The organism is Arthrobacter sp. NPDC089319, assembly GCF_040684925.1.
Lineage (GTDB): Bacteria > Actinomycetota > Actinomycetes > Actinomycetales > Micrococcaceae > Crystallibacter.
This window is the reverse complement of sequence record NZ_JBFBGZ010000002.1, coordinates 129749-142495: the sequence shown is the minus strand read 5'-3', so window position 1 is coordinate 142495 and position 12747 is coordinate 129749. Positions and strand designations below refer to the sequence as shown.

The window sequence follows — 12747 nt, the reverse complement described above, 5'->3', positions numbered from 1 at the left end:
CTGCGAGCGGCCCCCCGAAAAATAGTTCGGGCTTGGGGCAGGGTGTCCCGGGGCATCTATGACAAAGTGGGTGCTTTCGTTCGGGAACGCTGTGGCCCGACGGCGAACGGAAGGATAGTGGCTACTGCGGCCACCACGGCAACCGCGGTCCATGCGTCTGCGTAGCCGATCGAATCGGCCATTGCGCCGAAAAGAAATGGGCCGCTGGCAAACCCGACAAAAGTTCCCATGGAGACGAGGCCGGTGGCAGTGCCCGCCCGTTCCGGTGGATAGTATCGCAACAACGCGCTTGTGAGAAGAACCGTCACTGCCGTACCGGACGCACCGAATACTGCGGCCCCGGTCCACAGCGCCCAACTGATTTCAAAGGCTCCCGCCGCCAAAAACAACAGGACGGACGTCACTGTCAGAGCGCCGATGACCACCAATGCTGTTGTGTAGTTCGTCAATCGGTCGGCCAAGGCACCCCACGCCAATCTGGCTAAGAGGCCCGTGGCTCCCAGCACGCCTCCGGTGAGCGCAGCAAGTCCCGGCTCGAAGTGCAGTTGTTCGTGGGCGAAGAGCGGGAGCGTAAAGAAGACGGTTTGGTAGACCACACCAGACAGGAGAGCGAAGACTGTAAAAACAGTCAGGCCGCGCTTGGGGTGGGCGAGCCGCCGCGTGTTTTCTTCCTTCAGCGTCGCCTCATGACGTTGAGGCTGGCCCTTGACCCTGGGCAACAGCCAGAGGAGGACGGCAGCAAGAACCAGGCTCAAGAGGATCGCGCCAAGACCGAAGCCCGCACGCCATGTCAGGACGGCCGCGACGGCCGGGTACAAGGTGGCCGTAATGATCTGGGAGACTTGGGGTCCGATTTGCTTTGTGGCGATCAGGGAACCTTGACGAACCGGATCGGAAAGCAACCCGACCATCCTGTTGGTCAGAGGGTTGCTGAACGCCAAGGCAGCGCCGCCGAGGACGGCGCTGCCTATGAATCCGCTATACGAGACAGCGGTCGCCAGAGTCAGCAGGGCCAGCAACGCCAAGCCGAAATTCATCGCCAGGCCCACTCTGTAGTTCATCCCATCCACCCATCGCCCGAATGGAACCGAGAGAAGGGCAGTGGAAGTGAAAAGAACGACCGCAAAGGCCCCGAATTGTGCCCGGGACAAGTCCAGGCCTGTGCTCAGCATTGGGCCCAGCGCACTGACTCCGGTTGTCAGCAATGACGCGGCGCCCATGGCTGCGAGCAAGGTGAAAGCCAGTGGCGCTTGGCTCCGCCGTCCTTGTTTTGTCACGGGCAGTCGCCTGTCCAGCGAGGTCGGTTCCACCGGCCCACCCTCCATTCAAATGACACGCATTGGCTCGACCATCACCCTCGGCCCGGGACCAGCCGTGGCTTGTGGGCGTGTAAGCAAGGCCAAACGCTGACAATTAGCTCGGGCGTCCGCAGGTCAGCCGAACATGCCGCCATTGACGTCCAGCACTGCTCCGGTCACGAAGCTGGAATCCTCGGAGGCCAGGAACGACATCACCGATGCAAGTTCGTCAGCGTGGCCAATGCGCCGCAACGGCACTGAACTGGCGAAAACTTCGTGAAGGTTCTGGCTCGATCCGAGGCCGCTAACGTCGGACAGCGGCGTCTTAATGCGGCCAGGCGCAACAGTGTTGGCTGTTACGTTATAGGGTCCGCATTCCCCCGCCAGGTTCCGCGTGAAACCGATGATGGCAGCCTTGCTCGCCGAATACTGGGCTCCGCTGACGTCTGAATAGACGCGTCCGGCCCGCGAGGACAGGTTAATGATGCGCCCCCAGCGGCGTTCCTTCATATGTGCCATTGCCCACTGGGAAAGCAAGAACGGGGCGGTCACGTTGACAGCCATGACCAGGTTCCATTGGTCGAGCGAAATTTCCGGGATAGGAAAATGGCTCCCATCCGACCGCTTTGGATGAATGCCTGCGTTGTTGACCAGGATGTCGACCCCGCCATAGGCCTCGGTCATTTCATCCGTCAGCCGCTTGATGTCCTCGGGAGACGAGAGGTCTCCAACGAACGCCTTGGCCCGTCGGCCGTCGTTCAATTTTTCGGCAACGTCATGTGCCGCGGCCGAACGGTCCAGGATGGCGACCGTGTGTCCGTCCTCGCTCAGCCGCTGAGCGGTGGCCAGGCCGATGCCGCTGGCCCCGCCGGTGACGAGCGCGACCTTGCCAGTATCCGTTGTAGACATGGGAATCCTTTAGTGTGTGGGTGTTATTAGCCGGAGATGGCGATCGCCCGGGCCGGGCAGGCAGCTGCCGCCCGCCGCACGTTGGTGTGCTGGCTAGGGTCTGGCTCGGCGTCGAGCAGGATCACTACGCCGTCCTCATCACGTTGGTCGAACACCTCGAATGCCTCCATGACGCAGGCCCCGGCAGCAATGCACTTCTCCGAATCGATTGTGATACGCATGTTTTTGTCCTGTACCTTTCTCAGGGCTTGACTAAGACTGGGGGGCCAAGGTGTTGGCCGTCTTCAGATCCCGCCGATAGGGAATCAGCTGTCGCGCAGCGTTCTTGCCGATCACGCTCTCGATGCGGCCGTCGCGCTTGAGCACGGCCACGAGGCGATTGGACTGCGGTTCCTCCAGCACGATTTCGAGCTGGGCATCGGGATGCGTGTAACCGTACATCTGCCACTTGTCGTCGTATTGGTCCGTCCAGAAGAAGGGCAGATCCAGTTCGGGCAGTTCGGCACCAGTGACGTCGGCGGCCACGACTTGGGCCTGTTCGCCGGCGCTGAGCCGGTGCTCGACACGCAATTGCCGCTGAATACGGGGGTGGTACCAGTTGGCTACATCGCCGACGGCGTAGATGGATTCCCCGGCCAAGCCTCGTTCGTCGCAGACTACACCGTTCTCAAGCGTCAGACCGCTTCCCTCCAGCCAGTCCACAGCGGGAACGGTGCCGATACCGACCAAGGCGACGTCCACGTCCAGCTCGGTTCGATCTCTGAGCGTCACTGACGAGACCTCGCCGTCATCAGCTCTGTGCCAGGTTTCCACGACATTGCCGAAATGAAATTTCACCCCATGGTCTCGATGCTTGTCCTCGATGAGCTCCACCAGCTCAGCTGGGAACCGCCCGGACAGCGCAGCTGGAGCGGGTTCAACCACATGGACGTCGCACCCCTTCTTGATGGCAGTCGCGGCCACTTCCAAACCGATGAAACCCGCTCCCACGATGAGCACACGTGCGCCCGTCTCAAGCCGATCACGCAGGCGGACGGCGTCGTCGTAACCGCGAAGGGTCACAACGTAGTCCAGATCTGCTGTCGCAGGCAGAGTACGCGGCCGGACGCCGCTGGCGATGATGAGAGTGTCGTAAGCCACCGCCTGATCGTTGTCGAGCACGACTGTTTTGCGGCTTGGCTCTACGCGCGCGACACGGCGGCCCAACATGAGTTCCAACCGTGCATCCCGGCATTGCTCGTCGCTCGCGAGCCTGACAAAATCGAAGTCCTGGTCGCCGGCAAGCAACTGTTTCGACAGCGGCGGACGATCATAGGGCAGGTACGGCTCTTCTCCGATGAGGATAATCTCTCCATCGAATCCATTGCTCCGAAGGGCCTCCGCCGTGGCTATGCCGGCGGCTGAAGCACCGACGATGACAACTCGGTCACTGATTTCACTCATTGCCTGCGCGCCCTTCCGGCTCGTCCCACGCCACCCGCAGGCTCTTGGGCCCGCGCATCAACATGTGCTGGCGCCAGTCCTCTGCGGTGTCCACGGCCCAGAGACGCGGGAATCGGTCAAATATCGCGTTGAGGGACTCTCGGATCTCCATCCGTGCCAGCTGACTGCCCGGGCAGGCATGCGGCCCAAAGCCAAACCTAAGGTGCGTTGCCTCGTCTCGGGCGAAATCCATTTCATACGGATCGGAATACGCCCGCGGATCAAAGTTGGCTGGGTGGACTACGGGGTGAATGCCGTCGTCTTTCTTGACCAACACGCCGCCGATCTCAACATCCTCGGTGGCAATGCGGACCCGTGTTCCGGTGCCAGCCGGGATGATCCTGAAGAACTCCTCCAGTGCCCGCGGCAGCATGTCACGGTTTTCGCGCAGATATGCGTAGCGCTCCGGATCGTGGGCCAGCCAGTAAAGAATGCCGCCCATGGTCGAGGCAGTGGAATCGTGTCCCGCCGTCAGGAGTACGTAACCGACACCACCGAGTTCCTCGTCGTCCCAGGAGCCCGTGTCAACATCGTTCAGCAGTGCGCTGATCAGGTCGTCGCCCGGCTCAACCTGTCGGCGGGCTACCAAAGTGTCGAAGTAGTCGTTCACCGCCGTGATGTGCCGATTCGCTTCCGCCTCTGTAGTCACCCGCCCATTCATCAGGTCCAAGGCAGCATCGAGGAAGATTCCTTGCTCCTCCTCCGGAACGCCCAAGAGCCGGGAGATAACTGCCAACGGCACACGCTCCACGAAATTCTTCATAAGGTCCGCGCCCGGCCCCATGGCCTGGAACTCATCGAGGAAACCTTCGATGGTCTGGCGGGTGTGCTCTCGCTGCGCCATGACCCGCTTGACCGAGAGGTGCCTGGCAAGAACACGGCGGCGGGCTATCTGTTCCGGACCGTCCATCTTGTCGAAGGCAAGTCGGAACGGCGGCTTGTGGCCTTCGCTGTGACGCATGCGCGGGTAATTGTTGCCCCGATGCTTCCAAACGACGAAGCGCTCGTCGCTCATCACCTGCTGGGCCTCGTCATACCCGATTGCGATCCAAGCGCGCCCCTCGCCGAACGGCATGATCGCGGGGACGACGGGACCGTACTCTTCACGCAGGCTTTGCGTCTCGCGCTCCAGCTGCGCCGCGATGATGGTGTCCTGCCGTGACTGCATAGGGTAGGGAACCGGGTAAGTCGTGCTGATTGGGGTTTCCTGGACGGCGCTCATATGAGTCCTGACCTCCGTTGCTGTATTGTCGAACTGTTACACAGTAGAACATGACTAGAGTCACACGTCAACTGGCTTGGTGTGGAACAGTGGAACAAACAGGCGCAACCTGCGCCATTTTTAATGACCTCCGCACCGGATTGTGTAGCGGGGCTAAGGAGGAAAAGCCATGGCAAGACTTCGAAAGCTGCTTGAGGCCGGAGGCCTAGCGGTCCCCGGCGCGCATGATTCGCTGTCTGCAGTACTTGCAGAACGTGCTGGGTTCGAAGCGGTCTACCTTTCCGGATTTGCCTTCGAGGCGACGCAGCTGGGCGCGCCAGACATGGCAATGTCTACAATGTCGGAGTTGGTGGACCATGCCGCACGCATGGTTGAGGCCACCTCAGCCAGCGTCATTTGCGACATTGACACCGGTTTCGGGGGGCCCAACAGCATACGCCGCACGATCCGGGCTTTCGAACGAGCGGGAGTGGCGGCAGTGCAGATCGAAGACCAGGCCGAACCCAAGCGATGCCCGTTCCTCGGAGGCCGCCAAGTCCTGCCCCGCGACGCAGCTGTGGGTCGTGTTCGAGCCGCCGTCGAAGCCCGACGTTCAGAGGATTTCCTCATCATTGCGCGGACTGACGCCGATGACATCTCCACGGACGAAATTATCGAGCGGTCCCGCCTGTACGCCGAGGCTGGCGCGGATTTGGTGCTGCCGATGGTCCGCAACCTCGATGGATTTCCCATTACAGACCGAAGGCCAGAAGAACGTATGGCCATCTATGCCGACCTCATTGAACGAATCGGGCATCCGGTAGTAACCCTCGACCCGCCTGCGGGATACACGAGTGAAGACGTAATCGCTCTGGGCGCCGGAATGGTGATTACCCCCCTGGCCTCGCTCGAGGCGGCAAGCTCTGCGCTGATTGGCTATTATGGCGATCTTCGCGAACACGGCAGTGCCGAGAAATACTTTGATACGAATCCGAAAGCGCTCCCCGCGAACCTCGACATGATGCGGGTACTGGGACTTGACGGTTACTTAGAACGGGAAGAACGTGCCAAGGGAAGCTTGAAGTAGCAGATCGCTAAGTAGTGGCCCCTGGCGGGAGCGCTCGCGCAACTTAGGACAATTGGCTTCGACTACTCCATGGGCACGGGCCCCAGAGACCGGCCAGCTTCCCCGGCCCGTACCCATGGAGCATTCTCCTGCACGCCACTCATTGCGGCGGTTTGCTTGCTAAACAACTGGTGGCACAAGTCGAGCCGGCCCAAGCGGAGTCCCAGCAGCATAGACATTGTTGAAAAGCTCGACGGCGGTCGCCGTCAGCCCCAGGGGGAAACCCTGTCCGGCGGCATCCATATAGCCATCGGAGCAAGCAGGTCCCGTGGCGATGACCTCTCGTACAGAAGTATCAGGCCAAGACATTAGCTCGACCACGCTCAGCTGCGTTTCGGTGGCAGTAAACGTCAGCCAAGGATCCATCAAGATGACGAGCAGCATTCCGTTGTGGCCGCTGATCCGCAGCTCACCTTGGTACCGCAGAGTCAGCTCGTCATCGTCCGCGCTCTGCCCAACGTACGGGAAGCGCCACTCCGGGCCCCCAGCGGTGGAGAATGGCTCCGCCCCATTCAGCGGCGTCAATGTGCCGTCAGGAAGGGAACCAATGTATCGGATGAAGGTGTCTTTTACACTCCAGACCAAGTCCCGGTCCCCGTATGTTGATGCCATGACTCTCATCAGATCCTGTCCCATGCGACACTCTTCCGCTTCGCCTCTGGCTAGACCATCCGGCCTAGGCGTCCGTGGATACTTGCTCGGCCGTCTCAGCATCATCGGCCCACGGGTGGGAGGCAAAGTGAGAGCCAGCATCTTGCAGCACGGCGCGGTCTCCACGCCGAAGGGCCTCCACCAAATCGACGTGAAGCTGTTTCCAATGCTCTAGCCCACGCTGCTCGAGCCACTCAACCGACTGCAGCCGGCATAGTCGAAGCTCGATCAGCATGTCGGCGAACGACTGGCTCAGCCTGCGGCTCCCGGCTAGATCAACCAACGTCTGATGCAGATCTCCGTCAACTTCAAGTCGTTCAGACCATTCCACTTCTTCCGTCACTCCCTGCACTCGTCGGAGCGCTGCCTCGACACGCGCGTCCGGGACGATGGCGCGCTCGAGAATGATCCGATAAGCAGTCGATTCCAAGCTCTGGCGCAGCAGGAGGATGTCCTCATATTCGGCACGATCGAAGACAGGAACGGACCAGCCTCGGTTCTCCCGATAAGTCACAAGACCGACGGACTCCAACCGGGCGAAGGCTGCCCGCAACGTGTGTCGGGAAATTCCGAGGGAAGCGGCAAGAGGAGATTCGCGGATTCGCTCCCCCGGTTCGAAGGCTCCGCGGAGGATTTCCCTCCTAAGATAGGCCCCGGCAGCATCAACTGCGGAAACAGTTTCAAGACGTGAGGGATGGAGATCCGACGTCGCAGTCATCCTAGCCTCAATTCGATTCAATCATTAGGAGCTGTTCAGGGTAATGCCACGGGAGTGTCCCTTGTACTCCAAGCCGGGACAACAAACTTCGTGTATTGGCGGGAAGCGGAACTTCTGACGGCAGGAGTGCAGCTTCATGCGCAAAGCCTGCCGGTTATTGCCCGCAACCATCGTACTGCTTCGAGGCCACTGTTACACACTTTTGGCAGCGCCCGATCACTAGACCCGGAGGCCAACGCCATCGCCATGGAGAAGGTGCACGCGGACAAGACCCGCGAGGCCTCCGACGGGTTCGACGGCTCCTGGGTGGCGCACCCGGACCTGGTCCCGGTCTGCCGCGAGGTGTTCGACTCCGTGCTCGGTGACCGGCCCAACCAGATGGACCGCCAGCGTGAGGATGTCACGCCCGACGACGGTGCCCTCCTGAACATCGCCGGCACCGAAGGGACCATCACCGAGACCGGCATCCGCACCAACCTGGAAGTCGGCATCCAGTACATCGAGTCCTGGCTGCGCGGCAACGGCGCGGTGGCCATCCACAACCTGATGGAGGACGCCGCGACGGCGGAGATCTCCCGCTCGCAGATCTGGCAGTGGATCCACGCCCACGCCCTGACCGACGACGGCGAGATCGTCACCCGCGAATGGGTCCGCGAGCTGCTCGAGGAAGAGTTCGCCGCCCTGCCCCGGTTCGACGGCGACCGGTTCGACGACGCCCGTGAAATCTTCGAAGAGTGTGCCCTCGGCGAAGAGTTCCCGGCCTTCCTGACGATCCCCGCCTACCAGAACTACCTGCTGGAGAAGTCGCCTCTGAAGGTGGTTGCTGCAGCCTAAGTTGCCACCATCCGTCCGGCGGTTGACCGGGGTCCAATAGCCAGCCCCTGGTCAACTGCCGGCACCGAAGACTTTCCGCAGGGCCGCCAGGTCCACGCTACTTTCGCCACATGCAGCCCGACGGTCGGGCGGACCGGCGGCCCCTGCGGAAGCACAGCGAATGAAAACGCCGGGTGCGGCTCCACGTAGGGAGCCGCACCCGGCGTTCTTCGTTGCTGCTTTCCCGGAGCTAGTGCTTCTGGTGGATGGCTCGGAGCACCTGCCGCAGTTGGCCGGGGGCTTCTTCCGCCGCCGCATCCGCGCGCCAGGCGACGAACTTGTCGGGCCTGATGAGGACGGCGCCGGCTGGACCGTGGCCGCGGTTGCGCGTCCAGGCGCATCGGGGATCCAGATAGTCGCCCTCGGTATGACCGACCGTGAACGCGAGGACGTCGATCCCTTCTTCAGCAGCGGCGGAGCGGGCAGCCTCCACCCATCCGGCACCCGCTTCCCCGGCGACCAGCACATACTGTCCCACGTCGCCGAGGTCCTGGAGGGCGAACCGGTTTCCACGGTGGTCCTCGAGCCATGCGTGCGGCAGGGGCGAGCCCGGCCTGGTGGAGGGTTCGTAGACGCGGATCTCTTCCACCGGCTGCGGCCCGGGACTCCCGTCCGTAACAACCGCCAGCGACTCATAGCGGTAGCCCGCTTCGATATTGTGTTCGCGGAATTCCATGGACTGCGCCGCGATGGCGGACCGAAGTTTGGCGCGGAACTCGTCGTCCGCTGGGTCGTCGCTCCAATTTCGCTTTAGAGCGGCGAGGTTCTCCTCTTCGGACTGCATTGGCGAGACGCCGAGCGCCTGGCCGATGGCCATGTGGTTCATGGCGTTCTCGGTGGAACGCCTGACGTTGGTCGCGGCGACAGGCTGACGCTCCTGTTCGTAGGTGGCCAGCAGCTCCGGAGCGGCCTGGCCACGCAGCACGGCGGCGATCTTCCAACAGATGTTGTAGGCGTCCTGAATGGCTGTGTTGAGGCCAAGTCCGCCCGTAGGGCCATGGCGATGCGCGGCGTCGCCCAGCAAGAACGCCCGGTTCTCCTGGAACCGCTCCGCAACGAGCGCCTCAAAGGACCACCGCGTGATCTTGTGGACTTCTGGCTCAAGGTCAGGCAGCCCCAGTGCCATCTTCATATCTGCAACCATCGCCTCGTCGTCGAAGATGCGCTTGTCGTCCGCGGCGTAGTTCTCGTGGAAGACCCACTCTTCCGAGTCCGGCCCCCACTTCTCCGGGCCCATGGGAATCAGCAGGGTGAGCAGGCCGGTATGCGCGGGCCACATCCAATGGATCAGCACGCTGGGGTCGCTGACATGCTGGCTGAGATCTGCTGAGAAGTGCACGGAGACGCTGTAGAGGATGTTTCGCTGCCCCTGCATTTCAATCCCGAGAGCACTGCCGACCGTCCGGCCGCCGTCGCAGCCCAGCAGGTAAGCGCTGCGGACGGTGTACGTTTCGCCGGTTTCCTTGTTGAGCACCGTGGAGGTGACACCGTCGTCGTCCTGCTCAAAAGAGATCAACTCATTATTGAAGAGCACACCTTCGGGCGACTTCTTCAGCGCGTGCTTGAGCAGGATAGGTTCCAGCCGGATCTGCGGCAGGTTGGTCTGGCGGCAGGGGCTGGCGGCGATGTAGTCAGGGTCTGTGTAGCCGGCGCCCCACGATTCTTGGCGCGCGATCTCTTTGCCGTAGATGGGGTCCTTGCCGACGAGGCCGGCGTACCAGCCGGTGGCGGCCATATTTTCCGGCGGAGTGCCGTGGGCGTAAATGTCTTCGGCGACGCCGAGCTTCCGGTAAACCTCCATGGAACGCTGGTTGATCACGTGAGCCTTGGGCAGCACGGAGGTGGATGCGGTGCTGCTGATGGTCAGGGATTCGATGCCGAGATCCGCGAACAGCATCGAGGCCGTCAGCCCGGCGCCGCCTGCTCCGACAATTAGTACGGGAACTTCGATGTGCTTCATGGTTGCCTCCTAGGTTGGGCCGGGCGCTGCCGCCGGGCCGTGTCTCTCGTCGTTGAGGATGGAAGTTTTACGTGCCGATTGTGCAGCTAGGTTGAGCTAAGCGCGGGCGGTGGCCTGCAGGGCCAAGAGCTTCCAACTGTTGCCTCGGTGAACCCAGACGGAGGTGGTCAAAGCGTCGACGGCGATCTGCTGGCCTCCGGCAGCGATGCTGGCGCGTATGCCCCCGGAGGTCCAGGCCATCCCGTTCTCGGCCGCCACATCGTCAAACTCATGCTCCACGGTTGGGTAGATGACAGCACCCGATTCCACCGCGGCGAGGAAAGCGGTCTTGTCATCCCGCCGGCCGACCGAATGTGTGTAGACCAACCGATCGTCGCAGAGCAGGTCGAGGGCCGGGAGGTCGCGGTTTACCAAGGCCTCGATCCTCTGTCTTCAGCCTGGCGAATTTCTTCCGCTTCCATCTCAGACTGCCGCTTGGGCCAAGCTTTCGGCCTGGGAAGGCCGTCGGGCGACGAAGAAGCTGACCACGGCCATCACCGCCGCGAGTAAGCCCAGAAGGCCGATGCCCCCGGCGAGGCCGCCGGCGGCAGCCCCGAGGGCCGCGATCACGAACGGCGAGATGAACTGACCGATCCACAGGGCACTGGTCCAGATGCCAGTGCCGGTGCCGCGCACTTCCTGTGACAACAGACCCAGTGCCCAAGTGATCAGGGAAGGCAGCAGCAGCCCGGTGCCCGCACTGGCCAGAACGGCGCCAGTCATTGCTACCGGGATGGAGGACGCGGACCAGATCACAACGAAACCGACGGCAGTCAGGCCGAACGCGAGAGGCAGCAGCCGGTACGTGCCGAGGCCGTGAATGAGCCGGAAGGAGAAGGCGCCGATGGCCGTGGCGAGCGAGGCGAGGGCCGCCATCAGTCCGATGCGGGCTACGTCGTTCAGGCCCAGCTCGGTGAGGACGTAAGCGAGGTGTACTACCAGCGTGTAGAACGCGATACCACCGAACAGCGTGACCAGGGCCGGCTTGGTGATCTGCCGCCACGGGACGGCCTGGCGCAGATTGCGGGTGGGACTCTTAAGTGGCTCCCAGAGCACGAACGCCATGACGGCGGCGAGGACTACGGCCACCCCGTACATCCAGAAAGTGTTCCGCCAGCCGCCGGCACCCAGGAAACCGCCAATGGCCAGGAATGCTACAGCGCTGAGCGTTGTAAAGACGGTCTGCAGGGAGAGGTACTTGTTGCGGCGGGTCTCGTGGAAGTAGTCACCAATGAGTGTGGTGCAGCAGGTCATGATGAAGGCTTCGCAGACGCCCACGAAAGCGCGCGTTACAACGATGCCGACCAGCGAATCCATGAAGAACGGGGCGACGCCGAAGATGGCGTAGGCGACCATTGCCCAGAGCAGCAGGTTCTTCCGCCCAACCTTGTCGGCGACCGCGCCGGCCACCGGCGATACCAGGGCGACCAGCAGGGCCGGGACGGTCAGGACCATCGGGACAAGGATGGCGACGCCGGGAGTGTCCGCGAAATGTGCCGCGACGGTGGGCAGGACGGGCGCCAGGAGCACGGCGCCCAGAACCGGCAGGCAGCTGCCCAGGAGGAGGAGCACGCCCTGGAAGGCGGTGCCCAGGCCGCCTCGTCCGCCGCCCGGGTCGGCCGCGATGACCGAAGCCGCATGAGCTCCCGAGGAAGACGAGCTTGTCATGTGAAATCCCCTTAAGACTGTGATGCGCATCTCGTTGCGCGTCCGTGTTCAGCCAGCATCGACCATTTTGATGGGCAATGCAAGGGATTATCGAAAATCTTCTAAATTGTCATCAATACATCGCCGGTGCGGGGCCGGCTTCGTCCGCCAGGACAGCCTGCAAGAGAAGGTCGGTTGTGCGTTGGAAGTGGCGCCCCAATGCCTCGACGGCCTCGTCGGGCCGCCGATCCCTCGCGAGTTCCATGAGTTCGCGGTGCTCCGCCGGGATGTCGCGCTTCACTTCGGCCTCACCGGTTCCGGAGAGCTGGCGGTACAGCTCCGAACTGTCACGGAGGCCGCGGACCATGCTGATCAAGCGCGGGCTGCCACAGGCGACCCCCAGGGCGTCATGGAAGGCGGCATGCGCGGCACTCCACTCAGCCGTTGTGCCCGGCTCGCCCTCCCGGTGCAGCTCGGCCCGCTCCAGGATGTGATGCGTGGAGACGACCTTCGCTTCCCACTCCATATCGCCACGCTCGATGGATCGCCGCAGGGCGAGCCCTTCAAGCATGATGCGCAGTTCGGTGAGGTCGATCAGGTCTTCGCGCGAGATCTCAGCAACCCGGAACCCCTGGTTCGGCAGCAGCACCACCAGGTGCTGCTCGGCAAGCCGGACCAGCGCCTCCCGGATGACCGACATGCTGGTTCCGTAGTGCTTGGACAGCGCAGCCAGGCGCAACGGACTCCCCGGCGCGTACACATTGCTGAGGATTTCGGCTCGCAGCTGTTCATGCACGTGAGCGGTCAGGGTGGCGGAGCGGGGTTGGGTTGCCATGCCAAAAC

12 protein-coding genes and 1 pseudogene are annotated in these 12747 nt (G+C 62.5%); 2 read left to right on the top strand and 11 right to left on the bottom strand.

What is annotated here, in order from left to right; genetic code table 11:
• Window positions 1-56: 56 nt before the first annotated feature.
• The 5 genes from AB0N75_RS03520 to AB0N75_RS03500 all read right to left on the bottom strand — a co-directional run bounded on the left by AB0N75_RS03520 (window position 57) and on the right by AB0N75_RS03500 (window position 4911).
• The gene (locus AB0N75_RS03520) at window positions 57-1220 is read right to left on the bottom strand and encodes an MFS transporter (RefSeq protein WP_364645977.1); all 1164 of its coding nucleotides are present in this window, start codon (window positions 1218-1220) and stop codon (window positions 57-59) included.
• 213 nt (window positions 1221-1433) lie between these two features.
• Window positions 1434-2207, bottom strand: coding sequence for an SDR family NAD(P)-dependent oxidoreductase (locus tag AB0N75_RS03515; protein ID WP_364645182.1), 774 nt, complete (start codon window positions 2205-2207; stop codon window positions 1434-1436).
• 26 nt (window positions 2208-2233) lie between these two features.
• Window positions 2234-2428, bottom strand: coding sequence for a ferredoxin (locus tag AB0N75_RS03510; RefSeq protein ID WP_364645179.1), 195 nt, complete (start codon window positions 2426-2428; stop codon window positions 2234-2236).
• Window positions 2429-2459: 31 nt separating this feature from the next.
• The gene (locus AB0N75_RS03505) at window positions 2460-3650 is read right to left on the bottom strand and encodes an FAD-dependent oxidoreductase (RefSeq protein WP_364645176.1); all 1191 of its coding nucleotides are present in this window, start codon (window positions 3648-3650) and stop codon (window positions 2460-2462) included.
• The gene (locus AB0N75_RS03500; RefSeq protein ID WP_364645173.1) at window positions 3643-4911 is read right to left on the bottom strand and encodes a cytochrome P450; all 1269 of its coding nucleotides are present in this window, start codon (window positions 4909-4911) and stop codon (window positions 3643-3645) included. The genes AB0N75_RS03505 and AB0N75_RS03500 overlap by 8 nt, the downstream gene beginning before the upstream one ends.
• Window positions 4912-5080: 169 nt before the next feature.
• On the opposite strand from AB0N75_RS03500, the gene AB0N75_RS03495 reads away from it, so the two are divergent.
• The gene (locus AB0N75_RS03495; protein WP_364645170.1) at window positions 5081-5977 is read left to right on the top strand and encodes an isocitrate lyase/PEP mutase family protein; all 897 of its coding nucleotides are present in this window, start codon (window positions 5081-5083) and stop codon (window positions 5975-5977) included.
• 159 nt (window positions 5978-6136) lie between these two features.
• On the opposite strand, the gene AB0N75_RS03490 is transcribed toward AB0N75_RS03495, so the two are convergent.
• The gene (locus AB0N75_RS03490) at window positions 6137-6652 is read right to left on the bottom strand and encodes an HtaA domain-containing protein (RefSeq protein WP_364645167.1); all 516 of its coding nucleotides are present in this window, start codon (window positions 6650-6652) and stop codon (window positions 6137-6139) included.
• Between the two features lie 40 nt (window positions 6653-6692).
• Window positions 6693-7385, bottom strand: coding sequence for a GntR family transcriptional regulator (locus AB0N75_RS03485; protein ID WP_364645164.1), 693 nt, complete (start codon window positions 7383-7385; stop codon window positions 6693-6695).
• Window positions 7386-7616: 231 nt separating this feature from the next.
• Between AB0N75_RS03485 and AB0N75_RS03480 the strand changes: the two are divergent.
• A pseudogene (locus AB0N75_RS03480) lies at window positions 7617-8219 on the top strand (malate synthase A); the annotation flags it as partial.
• A 229-nt stretch (window positions 8220-8448) separates the two neighbouring features.
• Here the strand turns inward: AB0N75_RS03480 and AB0N75_RS03475 are convergent.
• The 4 genes from AB0N75_RS03475 to AB0N75_RS03460 all read right to left on the bottom strand — a co-directional run bounded on the left by AB0N75_RS03475 (window position 8449) and on the right by AB0N75_RS03460 (window position 12739).
• The gene (locus AB0N75_RS03475) at window positions 8449-10218 is read right to left on the bottom strand and encodes an FAD-dependent monooxygenase (RefSeq protein WP_364645161.1); all 1770 of its coding nucleotides are present in this window, start codon (window positions 10216-10218) and stop codon (window positions 8449-8451) included.
• 96 nt (window positions 10219-10314) lie between these two features.
• Window positions 10315-10641 (bottom strand): nuclear transport factor 2 family protein, encoded by a 327-nt coding sequence (locus AB0N75_RS03470; RefSeq protein ID WP_364645974.1) that lies wholly within the window; start codon window positions 10639-10641, stop codon window positions 10315-10317.
• Between the two features lie 39 nt (window positions 10642-10680).
• On the bottom strand, window positions 10681-11925 hold the full coding sequence (locus tag AB0N75_RS03465) for an MFS transporter (protein ID WP_364645158.1): 1245 nt from the start codon (window positions 11923-11925) through the stop codon (window positions 10681-10683).
• 112 nt (window positions 11926-12037) lie between these two features.
• Entirely contained in the window at window positions 12038-12739 is a 702-nt protein-coding gene (locus tag AB0N75_RS03460; RefSeq protein WP_364645156.1) for a GntR family transcriptional regulator, read from the bottom strand.
• Window positions 12740-12747 lie beyond the last annotated feature (8 nt).

What these genes read in the sequence shown, in the direction of transcription:
- AB0N75_RS03490 (WP_364645167.1), bottom strand. Translation starts at nt 6,652, where the DNA reads ATGGGACAGGATCTGATGAGAGTCATGGCATCAACATACGGGGACCGG.
- AB0N75_RS03485 (WP_364645164.1), bottom strand. Translation starts at nt 7,385, where the DNA reads ATGACTGCGACGTCGGATCTCCATCCCTCACGTCTTGAAACTGTTTCC.
- AB0N75_RS03505 (WP_364645176.1), bottom strand. Translation starts at nt 3,650, where the DNA reads ATGAGTGAAATCAGTGACCGAGTTGTCATCGTCGGTGCTTCAGCCGCC.
- AB0N75_RS03515 (WP_364645182.1), bottom strand. Translation starts at nt 2,207, where the DNA reads ATGTCTACAACGGATACTGGCAAGGTCGCGCTCGTCACCGGCGGGGCC.
- AB0N75_RS03460 (WP_364645156.1), bottom strand. Translation starts at nt 12,739, where the DNA reads ATGGCAACCCAACCCCGCTCCGCCACCCTGACCGCTCACGTGCATGAA.
- AB0N75_RS03475 (WP_364645161.1), bottom strand. Translation starts at nt 10,218, where the DNA reads ATGAAGCACATCGAAGTTCCCGTACTAATTGTCGGAGCAGGCGGCGCC.
- AB0N75_RS03500 (WP_364645173.1), bottom strand. Translation starts at nt 4,911, where the DNA reads ATGAGCGCCGTCCAGGAAACCCCAATCAGCACGACTTACCCGGTTCCC.
- AB0N75_RS03510 (WP_364645179.1), bottom strand. Translation starts at nt 2,428, where the DNA reads ATGCGTATCACAATCGATTCGGAGAAGTGCATTGCTGCCGGGGCCTGC.
- AB0N75_RS03465 (WP_364645158.1), bottom strand. Translation starts at nt 11,925, where the DNA reads ATGACAAGCTCGTCTTCCTCGGGAGCTCATGCGGCTTCGGTCATCGCG.
- AB0N75_RS03495 (WP_364645170.1), top strand. Translation starts at nt 5,081, where the DNA reads ATGGCAAGACTTCGAAAGCTGCTTGAGGCCGGAGGCCTAGCGGTCCCC.
- AB0N75_RS03520 (WP_364645977.1), bottom strand. Translation starts at nt 1,220, where the DNA reads ATGGGCGCCGCGTCATTGCTGACAACCGGAGTCAGTGCGCTGGGCCCA.